General features: G+C 43.8%; 14 protein-coding genes. 7 read left to right on the top strand and 7 right to left on the bottom strand.

Features of this window, described 5'->3' with window-relative positions:
• Positions 1 to 51: 51 nt before the first annotated feature.
• The 7 genes from ACXMYH_RS05590 to ACXMYH_RS05620 form a co-directional block, all read right to left on the bottom strand.
• Positions 52 to 1,617 (bottom strand): recombinase family protein, encoded by a 1,566-nt coding sequence (locus ACXMYH_RS05590; RefSeq protein WP_486555662.1) that lies wholly within the window; start codon positions 1,615 to 1,617, stop codon positions 52 to 54.
• Positions 1,617 to 2,033: an integrase gene (locus ACXMYH_RS05595; RefSeq protein WP_486555663.1), complete on the bottom strand. Its 417-nt coding sequence runs from the start codon at positions 2,031 to 2,033 to the stop codon at positions 1,617 to 1,619. Before ACXMYH_RS05595 ends, ACXMYH_RS05590 begins: the two co-directional genes overlap by 1 nt.
• 32 nt (positions 2,034 to 2,065) lie before the next feature.
• The gene (locus ACXMYH_RS05600; RefSeq protein ID WP_486555664.1) at positions 2,066 to 2,257 is read right to left on the bottom strand and encodes a hypothetical protein; all 192 of its coding nucleotides are present in this window, start codon (positions 2,255 to 2,257) and stop codon (positions 2,066 to 2,068) included.
• A 14-nt stretch (positions 2,258 to 2,271) separates the two neighbouring features.
• Positions 2,272 to 2,844 carry a DUF2815 family protein gene (locus tag ACXMYH_RS05605; protein ID WP_486555665.1) on the bottom strand — a complete coding sequence of 191 codons (573 nt, stop codon included), beginning with the start codon at positions 2,842 to 2,844 and terminating at the stop codon, positions 2,272 to 2,274.
• Positions 2,845 to 3,975, bottom strand: a complete 1,131-nt coding sequence (locus ACXMYH_RS05610; RefSeq protein WP_486555666.1) for a DUF2800 domain-containing protein — start codon at positions 3,973 to 3,975, stop codon at positions 2,845 to 2,847.
• Positions 3,965 to 4,294: a DNA ligase gene (locus ACXMYH_RS05615; protein ID WP_486555667.1), complete on the bottom strand. Its 330-nt coding sequence runs from the start codon at positions 4,292 to 4,294 to the stop codon at positions 3,965 to 3,967. Before ACXMYH_RS05615 ends, ACXMYH_RS05610 begins: the two co-directional genes overlap by 11 nt.
• Before the next feature lie 318 nt (positions 4,295 to 4,612).
• The gene (locus tag ACXMYH_RS05620; RefSeq protein ID WP_486555668.1) at positions 4,613 to 5,119 is read right to left on the bottom strand and encodes an RNA polymerase sigma factor; all 507 of its coding nucleotides are present in this window, start codon (positions 5,117 to 5,119) and stop codon (positions 4,613 to 4,615) included.
• A 297-nt stretch (positions 5,120 to 5,416) separates the two neighbouring features.
• On the opposite strand from ACXMYH_RS05620, the gene ACXMYH_RS05625 reads away from it, so the two are divergent.
• The 7 genes from ACXMYH_RS05625 to ACXMYH_RS05655 all read left to right on the top strand — a co-directional run bounded on the left by ACXMYH_RS05625 (position 5,417) and on the right by ACXMYH_RS05655 (position 13,350).
• Positions 5,417 to 6,325 carry a hypothetical protein gene (locus ACXMYH_RS05625; RefSeq protein WP_486555669.1) on the top strand — a complete coding sequence of 303 codons (909 nt, stop codon included), beginning with the start codon at positions 5,417 to 5,419 and terminating at the stop codon, positions 6,323 to 6,325.
• A complete protein-coding gene (locus ACXMYH_RS05630; RefSeq protein ID WP_486555670.1) occupies positions 6,315 to 6,959 on the top strand; it encodes a hypothetical protein in 645 nt (214 codons plus the stop codon). Before ACXMYH_RS05625 ends, ACXMYH_RS05630 begins: the two co-directional genes overlap by 11 nt.
• A gap of 35 nt (positions 6,960 to 6,994) precedes the next feature.
• Positions 6,995 to 7,195, top strand: a complete 201-nt coding sequence (locus ACXMYH_RS05635) for a helix-turn-helix domain-containing protein (protein WP_117567822.1) — start codon at positions 6,995 to 6,997, stop codon at positions 7,193 to 7,195.
• A gap of 24 nt (positions 7,196 to 7,219) precedes the next feature.
• Positions 7,220 to 9,490, top strand: a complete 2,271-nt coding sequence (locus ACXMYH_RS05640) for an AAA family ATPase (RefSeq protein ID WP_486555671.1) — start codon at positions 7,220 to 7,222, stop codon at positions 9,488 to 9,490.
• Between the two features lie 72 nt (positions 9,491 to 9,562).
• Positions 9,563 to 11,656, top strand: a complete 2,094-nt coding sequence (locus ACXMYH_RS05645) for a type I restriction-modification system subunit M (RefSeq protein ID WP_486555672.1) — start codon at positions 9,563 to 9,565, stop codon at positions 11,654 to 11,656.
• Positions 11,657 to 11,668: 12 nt separating this feature from the next.
• Complete coding sequence (locus tag ACXMYH_RS05650; protein WP_486555673.1) at positions 11,669 to 12,925, top strand: restriction endonuclease subunit S; 1,257 nt, start codon at positions 11,669 to 11,671, stop codon at positions 12,923 to 12,925.
• Complete coding sequence (locus ACXMYH_RS05655; RefSeq protein WP_486555674.1) at positions 12,922 to 13,350, top strand: hypothetical protein; 429 nt, start codon at positions 12,922 to 12,924, stop codon at positions 13,348 to 13,350. Before ACXMYH_RS05650 ends, ACXMYH_RS05655 begins: the two co-directional genes overlap by 4 nt.
• Position 13,351: the final 1 nt, after the last annotated feature.

The raw sequence follows: 13,351 nt of genomic DNA on the forward strand, positions 1-13,351 counted from the left end.
AAAATACCCTCCCGGCCATCATGGTCGAGAGGGGTTCGTGCATTTACGGGATTACCCTCCAATATCAATTTTTAGTCCGGACTTGAGCTCCACAGTGAAGTGGTCATCCCAGACGATGATTCGCTCAAGCCAGCGCTTTACCAGGGGCTCGTCGAAGGCTCCCAGGTGTGCGGGCTGCTGCTTGATGAAATCCTGCAGCTCGTTGATGCGGGCAATCTGTGCGTCCCTGGCAGCAGTGTCAACTGTACATTTTTCTCGTTGTTCCCGGAGTTTGAAGATCTCGTCAGCAACCTCATCATAGGCCTCTTTGTTATGGGCTTTTTTGAGAAGCTCTTTTTGGAGTTCCTGCAGTCTTTCGTCAATGCCATCAGCGGTATTTTGCTGAGCGCTTCGGATCACCTTTGCAGTGCTCTGCTGGGGCTGCGCCTGGTAGGTGGACTTATCGCCAAGGAGCGTGTTGATGGCCTGAACTACCACATTCTCCAATACCGGCTCATTGACAGTTCTTGCGTGGCATTCCTGCCCGGTCGGCTCCAGTCTACTGATGCAGCGCCAGACGATGGATTTGCAGCCGCGATTGTTCCAGTGAATTCTGCGGAACATTTCACCGCATTCGCCGCAAATGACAATCTGAGCAAAACAGTGGTTGCAGCTGTAGGAGCGCTTTTTGCCATTGGCGCTTGTCTTGACCACTCGCCTGCGTACCAGCTCCTCCTGCACCCGCAAAAAAATGTCCTTCGGAATAATTGCTTCATGATTGCCTTCTACATAATATTGTGGAACGATGCCATTGTTCTTCACTCTGGTCTTGTTCAGGAAGTCTGTGGTATAGGTTTTCTGAAGCAGGGCATCGCCGATGTATTTCTCGTTTCGGAGGATTTTGCTGATGGTGCTGGTCCACCATTTTGTTTTGCCAGCGCCGGTGAGGATGCCGTCTGCTTCCAGACCTTTTGCAATCCGGTCCATCGAGTAGCCCTCCAGGTATTCCCGGTAGATGCGTTTTACCACCTCTGCCTGTTCTGGATCGATGATGAGATTGCCATCTGCATCCTTGGTGTAGCCGAGGAAGTGATTGTGATTTACCTGTACCTGGCCATTCTGGTATCGAAACTGGAGTCCAAGCTTTACATTCTGGCTGAGGGATTGTGATTCCTGCTGCGCCAGGGAAGCCATAATCGTAATCAGGACCTCACCCTTGGCATCCATTGTGTTGATGGATTCCTTTTCGAAGAAGACGGGAATGTTCTTATCCTTCAGCTGGCGGATGTATTTCAGGCAATCCAGCGTGTTTCTGGCAAATCGGCTGATGGACTTGGTGATAATCATGTCGATATTTCCGGCCTCGCAGTCGTCAATCATACGGTTAAAGTCCTCACGCTTTTTTGTGTTGGTGCCGGAAATACCATCATCGGCGTAGATACCGGCAAATTCCCATTCCGGGTTTTTCTGTATAAATTCTGTATAATGCTCGACCTGAGCATCGTAGCTTATAGCCTGTTCATCGCTGTCAGTACTGACTCTGCAATACGCCGTGACTCTAAGCCTTGGCTTTGCATCCTGCTGTTTGGCAGTGTTTCCGACCTGCCGTTTTGCAGGGATGACCATAACATTTCCCATTATTTGACCTCGCTTTCTATCAGGCTGTATGGGTATTCTGCCTGCCTGACCGGATTTTCATAATTTTCTGTAATGTCACCAAGTCGAAAGGCTGTCGGTGGCTTTTTTATGATTGGTGCAATATAGCGGTCATTCCGTCCGAGCTTTGTGGAGCGTTTGGTAAGCTCCGCACTGACGGCATCGAAGGATGCCGGATCAATGATGGCAGGGTAGAAGTCGTCTCCGAGGTAATGCCTGTTTAGCATCATGCGTTTGGCACCTGCATGGAGAAGGTCAAGCCCGGCTTCCTTCGCAGCATTGGTAAGGGATAGACCGCTTAAATAATGCTTGTAAAGATCCCGAACCTGAGCGGCAGCAGATTCATCTGTCACTGCCTTGCCATTCTCAATCCGGTAACCGAAGGGTGTGTGTCCCATCAAATCACCTCCTTGGATTCTTTTTCGGTAGATTAGTTTGTCTTCTCGTAAACCTTCATGCGGGCTTCGTGATATTCAAGATCACGCTTAGCACTTTCCTGTTCGCGAATCTCACGCTTGTGGTCATTGATGAGGTTCTGGATCGCAGTGATAAGAAATACCACACTGAACAACAGCCAGATTGCAAGAAGAATAACAACGAGAATAGTCTGCAACATTTCCATAGTCGCCACCTCCATTAATTAAGGAAATCGTCATCTTCATCAGATGCGAAATCAGACTCAGCAGATGCCTTGCCACCAAGAGGTTCACCGTCGCGAATCTTCTGCAGATTGTTAAGACCGCAGGCGATACCCTTGTTACCGGAGCTGTTGAATGCATAGAAGCTGATGCTGGCGCGACCATACACACCGGAGTAAACCTCGGAGCGAGTAAGAATTGGATTGCGGTCCGCATCCACGATGCCAGGAGCAGAGGTTGCATTGGCATTTACGAAATAGGCATTGGCGTAGGCCGGATCGTCCGGACGCTCCATGTCGCCATCACGAAGAGGCGTCTTGATGACAGAGAGGGCAGGTACGGACTTGCCATTGCCCTTGAGCTTGGCCTCGCCCTCCTTGTAAGCGGCCTCGATGGCAGCTTCAATCTTGGCGATGGTCTTGGTATCAGACTTCGGAATAATCAGAGATACGCTGTACTTCGGTGTACCTCTATTGATGGATTTCGGCTCCCAGACGTTGGCATAAGACCAACGAGTGTCAGGGCCAGTGATTACCTTCATAGGATTGTTGATTTTTACATTCTTGTTCATTTAATTTTCCTCCATAAAATCAGTTTTTGCATTGTTCATTGCCGGACGTTTATCGCTCTCCGGTACGAGCGTCGGTTTACCTTGAGGCTTTTCAATATAGGCGGTAAGCAGCTCATCGAATCTGGATTTGCCAAGACGCTTCTGCATGGCAGTGATACCAAGGAGCTTCTTTTCATATGGATCAAATCCGGCATCTGTAACTGCCTGGATGACCGCTTCCTCATTGGAATACTTACGGTTGGATCTTCCTTTGACTAACTTCCAGCCAGCCCATTCCTTACCGCTGATGGCCTGCTGCAGAGCATATTCCTTGATATCGGATGCCCAGGCAACCAGCTCATCTGCGCGGGAGAGGATGTATTCAATCTCCGAATCCTCTAAAAGAGGTGGAAGCTTGAAATCGTACTGAGCCAGCGTAAGATTGGCTTCCGCTCTGGCACGGCATTCGTGCTTGGCCTTACAGAAACCACACCATTCGCCACAGAGGAAGTTTCCATCCCCGGCAAAGGCAAGATCTGCGGTCGGCTTCAATACTTCATTCGCCCACTTGTACAGCGCATCCTTGGAAATTTCAAAGGTGGAAATATTCTGACGCCTTGGCTGGTAGATGGTCATGCTGACATTATTAATGTCGTAGATGTCATCAAAGAGCTCCAGGGCTCCAAGCGCGTAGCATTTCATTTGCGGATTATCGGTCGCATCTACGAGGACTCCAAGACCGTGCTTGTAATCGCATATTCTCAAGGTGCCATCTGCAATGATGATGCAGTCAGCGGTTCCGAAGCCCTGCTCCACCCAGCGAGAGAAATCTACACGCTGTTCAATCAGAACCTTCGGATCAGCGCAGCTTTCCTTGGCAGCCTCTACCATTTCAAGGATGTAGGCGGCATAGCCATTGGCACAGTCCTCCATTTCCTCGTTGTACCAGGTGAGATTCTCCGTCGGATCACTGGCATCCATCCCCAGGGCCCTCTTTAGCTTGTACTCACAAAGCTCATGAGCATCGGTGCCTTCCGCAGCATAATCGCTGCCTTTATCTTCGTAGGTCTTGCAGAGCCTTGCAGAAGGCGGGCAGTGGAGCCAGCGGTCCGAAGAGGAAGCAGATAAGATAGCATGTCCTTTAGGTGGCATCGTCAAGTACCTCCGCATCCTGTAACAAGGCTTCATAGTGCTTCGGATCAACAGCAGATAGCTTGGAAGCACCATACTTCTGAAGTAATGTACGGATAGCAGCGGTATGCCCGGCACGGGACTTTTCTGCTAAGACAGCTCGTACATCCTCAAGCTTCAGCTCCGGTTTCTTTTCTTTCTTGGCAGCAGGCTCTTTGGCAGGTGCTTCATCAGCAGTGCTACCAAACTGTTCTGCTAACCAGCTGGCTGCTTCGTTAATAGCAGCGGCTGCACTGCGCAGCTCTTCGATGGTCATAGCCATATCGCTCATTTTGCTCATAGCAATGTTCTCCTTTCTCTGATTGTCTTTGCTGTGCGAGGATGGTCATGTTTCTCGCCATTCTTGCGGATACGTGGGAGATTGCATTCAGTACTGCAATCAGCTCCGTGTCGTTATCGCCTGAATCGAAGTTGGACTTCTTCATGTGCTTCACCTCCGTTTCTGTGATGGTTAAGGCTTGTTGTTTCGTGCCTTACACCTTCCACTGGAGATGAGTGGCGGATTTGAGCGGAGAAAAGTTGAAAAAATATAAAATCCCTCCGGGCATCGGTTGATGGCATGCCAAGAGGGATGAATTGCTACATACGATATGTAGGATTAATGGCCACGGACCTTACGGAGCTCCGTGCGGATCTTCTTCATCTGATCAGCGAAGGTACGCTGCGGGCGACCGAGCTTTTCAGCGATTGCACGATCTGAGATCTTGTAATCATCAAGCCAGCACTGAATGATGGTATCAGCATCCGGATCAAGTTCTCTCAACCTATTAAAAAGCTGGTTGAGAAGGAGCCTGTCTGCAATTACATTCTCCATTGATGGTGATGAATCAGGAATGCAATCGTACATATTGGCTTCACCGTCTTCGGTAGGAATATCGAGTGAAAGCGTATCTCCAGCTGCATGATATTTGCATCCGATACAGTCTCCATCGCATTCCCAGAGATGTTTTTTGCTACACATACAACGATGATGATGCTGCTCTTTATGACGGATGCGGTCGGCTTCCTTATAGAAAGCATCACGCTGTTCCTTTGTGACGGAGATTTTCTCTCCTGTAGAGCGAAGATAGATGAATGGTGTACTAAGATTTTCATGATTTGACATAAATTTTCCTCCTGTGATTGGCTTTGTTGAGCAATCGCAGGGGCATTTGGCTATCACGAAATTCGCATCTTCCTATCATCACAAAACGTTGCGTGCAATTGAAAAGGAGTGTGGATTGTGATATACTTTATTAAGGTTTATTGGGGTTTAATCTGATTTGCGTACCAGAGAAAATCCTGCATCAAAATAAAAAAGTCCCTGTGATTTGCTCACAAGGACATCCAATAGTTGCTTGAGTTAACGTGTCATAGTTGGCAGAGTTAGTAGAGTTGGTGTTTTGAAAAAGAGGGACAATCAATGACGAATAGAGAGAATATAAGACTCTGCGGCGGCACGTTCTTCACCTTATTGCTTGAGGATAGAAAGCCACGGGCCGGAGTAAGAGAACATTACGCGGGAGAGAAGGATGGGCTGTCTGAACCAGAAGTATTGATAGGATTATCTAAGGTTTTGGTGCCTGATTTTCAGGAGCCGCTAGAAAGTATGATGACAACTATTAAAGGGAATACGTCGGAATACAAGAGCTGCAAAAACAAAGGAGGCACTTATTTTCCTTTTGGCAATAAAGTTGCTTTGACGGCATTTGATAAATGCATAAAAGAAAATTATCGGGTTGCGTTGAATCGAATGATTGAATTTTGCGATGAGTTTCTTCACGTAAAAGACAGTACAAAAAAAGACGAGAGGCTGGTCAAGGCCCTTATCGATACGATAGATAAAGATGATTCAATAGAATCAAACCAGCTATTCTACGCTTTACAGGATGGCATGGGCATGTCGAAAGCAGATATTATCAAAAGCCAGAGTTTTTGCTTTCAGACATTTTTGCTGGGAATTCTGCACTTTTGTGTTATGCGTACCGATCCTGCAACGATTGGAAAAGAAACCTTTGATTTCTGGTGTCCGCCAAAAAACAGAGCACCCAGAACATATGTGGGAACTATGGGTGAGGATTGGAAAAAAGAAGTGAAACTGACTTATGCAGAAGAAATTGAAGCAGAACGCAAAGATCCGGAAATTGTCGAAATAATAGAGGCGGATCAGGAACAGACATATGAAGAACAGCAGTCGGATGTAGAGGGACAAGATATAAAAGAAGCTCCACAAATGAATTTCACTTTTAACGTTACCGGCAATAACAATAGCTTCTACAACCATGTTGACACGGTAAATAATTACTATGGAGGAAAGAAGGATGGAAAATAAGCTTCAGTTAAATAAGCCTACCGTGCTTCAACAAAATAACACTCCGACGGAAATTAACCTTCCGGGCGATCATAATACGCTTATTGCTCATGCAGATAATGTGAAAAACGAATATAGGCCTACAATCCTGATCACGAATCCTATACCGGGGATGCAGCAAGGTTACGCGATAGCAGTAACACTAAATCTCGATTTCTATAATTTGATAGTCGTCGCTGGAGATGTCCTTGATGGAACAAATCATGTGATGGTTGATAAAGAGAGAGCTATTACGGAGAGTACGTCAGATGAATTGAAAAAGCAGTATGCTGCACTGACACCGGAGGCTATAGCTGAAATAAAAACGTTTCCAACAATCATAGCCACTGAAAACCATAGTTATGGGAAAACAGATGAAGCGCATTACGCTCACTATGGAATTATCACCGATATAAAAGTTCAAGATAATGGAATAAAGATATACTATCAGTTTTTGAATTCGATTCCCCAGCAGAAACTAAATGAGCTTTTATTTGAATTAGGTCTGCAGGGAAATTCAAATTTTAATGAGCTTAATCGAATGCATTGGGCAATCAAAAGAATCAATATGGTAGAAGTTTTAAGAGAAAATGGAATTCAAGTTTTCTCTATGTAATACAGCTCGCAGACAGCAATGAATGGAGGTAGAAAATGAGCAAGGAATACGAAGAAATGAACGTAGAAAAATGGGTAAACCTTGAGGATGTAGCAGTACATCTGAGTCTCAGCCAGGATACCGTCAGAACATGGATAAAAGAAGGAAAGCTGCCTTTTTACAAAGCAGGTAAGAGATATAAGTTTAAAATTTCCGAAGTCGATGAGTGGGTTAGAACAGGGAAAATTAAGGAATAAAGGAAAAGAGGTGCGGTGTATTCTATGAAGCCAAAGATGCAATCAGCAATTGAAAGAATAACCTTAAACGATGCGACTTTTACTGGAGAAGTAATTGAGCCGACTTTCGTGAACTTTTTCTACGGAAAGAATGGTGCGGGAAAATCCACAATAGCCAGATCTCTTCGTGATAATACAGGAATAGAATGGAAAAATGGCAAGTCAGCATCAGACTATGATGTGCTTACATACAATACAGAATTTATTGATGCCAATTTCGCCAACTATGGCAATCTGGCCGGTGTATTTACCGTTTGCGAAACAAATATAGAAGTACAAAAAAAGATAGAGGCCCTTCAAGCTGATAAGAGTGCGGTTGCGGAAGAGTATAAAAAGAAGTCCGAAGCAGCTGAATCAAAGAGAAAGGAAAAAGAAGGTGCTTTAGGAGTATTTCAGGAAGCCTGCTGGAATCAAAGCAAAACACTTAGACCAACATTTGATGCAGCTATAAAGGGTAAGAAGACGAAAGCTCTGTTTGCAGGTGAAATTCTAAAGATTACTCCGGTTCATCATGATGGAATTGCACTTGAAGAAAGAGTAAAGACTCTTTGGGGCGGTGATGATAAGCAGTACGGCAAATTCACTAAGGCAGGAAAAGTTTCTTATGCTTCGCTGCCTGGATTTGATTTAATAGGAAAAGTTGTTGCTAGCAGCAGTGAAACGCCGTTTGCAAACTTTATCAAGAAATTAAATGCAACCGATTGGGTAAGACAAGGTCATACGCATTATGCTGGACAAACGGATGGCAAATGCCCATACTGCCAGCAAAAATTACCGGTGTCATTTGAGGATGATCTGCTCAAATGTTTCGATGCTCAGTATCAGGAGGATATTGTAGCAATCAGTAATTTTCAGTCAGTTTATGTATCTGAAATGAGCAGTTTAGTGCGCACATTTGAAAGCAATCTTGATGAGGTTCTGCCAGGACTGAATACAGATGAATATCAGGCAAAGGTAAAGAACTTCAAGGATGCGATTACCATCAATTCACAGAGAATTGAGGCCAAGGTTAAAGAGCCGACTACGGTAGCATCGCTTGAGGATACAGATTCTTTACTGCTGGAAATCGGCAGCATCATCGATCAGATGAATGTTCAGATAGAGGCTCACAATACCCTGGTGGGTGATAAGAAGAACCAGCAATCAAAATGCAGCAAAGAAGTGTGGGAGTATTTGGCTTTTGTGCTTCAAGATGCTGTAAAAGAATATAATGATACGCTTGCTAATGCGGATAAGGAATTAAATGCACTTAAAACAGAGCTGAATAATCTGAGAACAAAGGATGGAAATATCACAACTGAAATTAGCAACTTGAATAAGCAGGTTGTTAATACCGAGGCCACGATTGAGGGTATCAACAAAATATTAAAGACTTCTGGATTCCAGGGGTTTAATCTTCGTGCAAAGAAAGATGTGCAGAATACATACGAGGTTATTCGCCCAGACGGAACGATTGCTGAGAAATTATCTGAGGGCGAGCGGAATTTCATAGCTTTCTTATATTTTTACCACCTTGTAAGAGGTAGTTTCAGTGACAAGGAAGTGAAGGATAAGATTGTAGTGATTGATGATCCGGTTTCCAGCATGGATAGCAGTGCGCTTCTCATCGTAAGTGCACTGGTGCGCGAAATGGTTGAAATCTGTCTGAATAACACGGATTATTTGAATCAGAAAATTGAAGGTAACTTTATCAAACAGATCTTTATTCTGACTCACAATGTCTATTTCCATAATGAGATAACGCCACGTCAGGTAAACAAATATAGAAGTACATCTTTCTATCTCATACGCAAAACAGATAATATTTCACATATTAAACTTTGTGTAAGACAAAGCCACACAGCACCGACGGATGAGGAAAACTATAATCCGATTCAGAACTCTTATGCAGCTCTATGGGATGAATACAAAGAATTGAAGACCGTGAATACTCTTACGAATGTGGTACATCACATTCTGGAATACTACTTCATCCAGATTTGTGGATATGCCGGAGCCGATTTACAGAAGATTGTCCTTGATGATAATAAAGACAAATTCGTAGATACCAGTGGTAGTAAGCCGGATTATACGAAACACGAACTGGCGTCGGCGCTTCTCTCTTATATTGATAGTAGTCCGGCACTGATTGCGGATGGTTTCAATATCATAGAAACGGGATTTGATGCAGAGCAGATAAAAGAAGTGTTCAAGATGATTTTTGAGGCAATGCAGCAGGAGCAGCATTACAAAATGATGATGAATACGGAGTCCTGATTATGGGACACGATAAGAATTAAAATGAATTTAGTCAGGGATATCAGATCCCGATGAATGGAGGATACAGCAATGGCTGAAAAGCAGACAATTGACGCAATGTGGGACGACTCTCCGATTGACGTTTCTACAGAGGTGAATTTTATCTGGTCTATTGCAAACAAGCTGCGCGGTACATATCAGAGTGACAAATATAAGGATGTTATTATTCCGATGGTTATCATCCGCAGATTTGAGTGCGCATTGGCACCAACAAAGCAAAAAGTAGTAGAGCAGTTTAAAGCTAATCCTACTTACCCAGCAAAGGCTATGTATCGTATAGCTGATGGATACCATTTCTACAATACTAGTGAGTTTGATCTGGCAGAGTTGATAAATGATGCCGATCATCTTGCGGCAAACTTTAAGTCCTACATCCAGGGATTTTCTGCAAATATTCAGGATATTATTAAGAGTCTAGATTTTGATAAACAAATTGACAAAATGGATAAGAACAACAGATTGCTTAGCGTTGTAAAGGCTTTCTCAGAATTGGATTTGAATCCAGTGACAATCGATAACGTAAAGATGGGATACATCTTTGAAGATTTGATCAGAAGATTTTCAGAAAATGCTGAGGCCGGTGATCACTATACCGGCAGAGACATCATCAAACTGATGGTCAATATTCTGCTGGCAGAAGGCTGTGATGATATTTTTGACGATGGAAAGGTCATTACTGTATTGGATCAGGCCTGTGGAACCGGAGGTATGCTTTCCACCAGCTACAACTTTATCAAGCGCTATAATCCGTCTGCGGATGTGCGCCTGTTTGGTCAGGAAATTAATCCAGAATCATATGCGATCTGCTTGGCTGAGATGATGATTAAAGGTCAGAACGCAGAAAACATTTGCTATCAGGACACGATGAAAGCTGATCGATTCAAGGAAACCAAGATGCGATTTGTTATTGAAAATCCTCCCTTTGGAACCCCTTGGGGCGGCAAGGATGCAGCAGAAGGCGTAGAGCAGGCAGTTAATGATGAATATACAAAAGGCTTCGACGGTCGCTGGGGTGCGGGCCTTCCTGGCTCTGGCGATATGCAGATGTTGTTCTTGCAGTCTGCTATAGATAAGATGGATGACAATTTTGGTCGTGCTGCGATTATTGAAAATGGTAGTCCCCTGTTCTCTGGTGGAACTGCTTCCGGTGAAAGCCAGATCCGTCGTTGGATGTTGGAGAACGATCTGATTGAGGCAATTATTGCACTACCTACGGATCTTTTCTACAACACAGGTATCGCTACATACATCTGGGTACTTTCTAAGAATAAGAGACGTGAGAGAAAAGGGAAGATTCAGCTGATCGACGCGTCAGGATTTTATAACAAGCTACGTAAAGCTCTTGGTGATAAGAAAAATGAAATCTCACCGGAGAATCGTACTGATATTACAAAACTCTATGCGGACTTTGCTGAAAATGAGTATTGCAAGATTTATAAAAACGAAGAGTTTATCTATCGTGAGTACACTGTGATGCAGCCGCTTCAGAGAAGCTATGCTATTACCGGAGAGAGAATTGAAGCAATGCTGTCAAAGGGCTCTCTTTCTTCTCTTTACGATCAGACAAAGGTGGATGAACTGGAGAATATGGAAGAACTGTCCGGTAAGGATTTAAAGAAGCTGGAAAATTACCAGAACAACCAGCCGGTTTATGAAGCAATCATTGAAGCGATGCAGGCGGCAGTATCAGAACAGGTTTATGATTCACCAAAAGCATTTATGCCGGTGCTGACAAAGGCCCTTGTTAATGCAACAGCAGACAAGAAACTGCTTGATAAGATTGCGGATGGTTTGTCTGTCATGGATAAGGATGCTGAAATTCAGAAAGATAAAAAAGGCAATATTCTCTTTGATAAGGAAACCAAAGATACAGAACTGGTGAAATGGGAAGAAAGCATCGACGATTATATGGCGAGAGAAGTACTGCCGCATGTCCCGGATGCTAAGGCATTCTTTGAAGAGGATCTGGGCAAAAAGAAACCAGTCATAAAGACTGGCGCAGAGATTCCGTTTACACGCTACTTCTATAAGTATCAGCAGCCGACACCAAGCGAAGAACTGGAAGTGAAGTTTATGGATCTGGAGCTTTCAGTTTCTGAACGTGTGTCAAAGTTGTTCGAGTAAGGCGGTGATGATATGCGTGAAATGAAAGATAGTGGGATTGAGTGGATTGGAGGGATTCCGGCTACATGGGACATACATCCTGTTTATAGTTATTTCGGAGAGAGAAAAAATAAAAATAGCCTTGGAAATGAGAATAATCTTCTGTCTCTGAGCTATGGTCGTGTTATAAGAAAAGATATAAATGCAAACGGTGGATTGTTACCAGAAAGCTTTAACACATACAACATAGTGGAAGCAGACGATATAATCATTCGTCCTACAGATTTACAGAATGACAAACGAAGCCTGAGAACAGGGTTGGTAAAAGAACATGGAATTATCACTTCTGCATATATAGATCTGTGCCCTATTAAACATGTTGATTCGAGATATTTTCATTATTTACTTCATGCTTATGACGTAATGAAAGTGTTTTACAACATGGGAAATGGTGTACGACAAGGATTGAACTATTCTGAATTTTCAAAGCTTATGGTATTCGAGCCGAGTTATGCAGAGCAGGTATCAATAGCGGATTTCCTTGACGCTAAGTGCGCCGAGATAGATGCTCTTACAGCAGATATTCAAATGCAGATTGATACATTGGAGCAATATAAGCGTTCCGTGATTACGGAAGCCGTAACTAAAGGGCTGAATCCAGATGTGGAGATGAAGGATAGTGGAATTGAGTGGATTGGCGAGATTCCAGCTACATGGAACATTATTAGAGGAAAATACCTTCTCAAATATTTGCAGAAACCAGTTAAAAAGGATGATGGTGTTATTACCTGCTTTAGGGATGGCGAAGTTACTTTAAGAAGTAATCGTCGCGAGGATGGGTTTACGATGTCTGATAAAGAAATTGGCTATCAGGGTATTGATGTAGGTGATCTTGTAGTGCATGGTATGGACGGTTTTGCAGGTGCTATTGGTATATCAGATTCCAGAGGAAAGGCATCACCAGTTCTCAATGTGATGGATACCAAGCAAAACAAGAGATATATCATGTATTACCTTCGGAGTATGGCTTATAGTGATGTTTTTGTCGCATTGGCCACGGGCATCCGTGTACGTTCATGTGATCTTAGGTGGAATAAGCTTGCTGATTTGCCATATCCAGTTCCAAACATAGAAGAACAGATTGCCATTGGTGAGTACATAGACGCAACTTTAGAAAAAACGGATGCTGTAATTACTGAAAAGAAATCCCAGATAGAAACGCTGGACGAATATAAGAAATCTCTGATTTACGAATACGTCACAGGAAAGAAGGAGGTGCCAGCTATATGATCAGACAAGGTGGATGGTACTGGTATCTTTCTGGTGAAGAGGGCAAGCTCGAAAAACACAAATGCGGCAAGTGGATGTACTTTTTTGAAGATCAGTCCTTTGCACAGCAGATATGCGAGAAGGCCATTACGGAGCACGTATGCTATGAGTGCAAGTGTACCGACATGGAAGTGCAGCTTGCTCCGACGGGAGTGGTTTGCTTTTACTTGAATGGTGATGACATTGAGAATCATAAGCGTGTGATTCAGTTTATGATGGACAATGATCTGATTCGGAAAACTAAGACCGGTAGATACTATAACAACAGCTTCAAGTTTGATGACCAGACTCGTGCCGGTGAATATGGGGCGGATTTTGAAGGAAAAATCAAGTTGGATGAGTTTATCAATTTGAAAACCGGCAGATGGATCAGAGAGGAGGCTTAAA

Source organism: Pilosibacter sp. NGB245, from assembly GCF_057397225.1.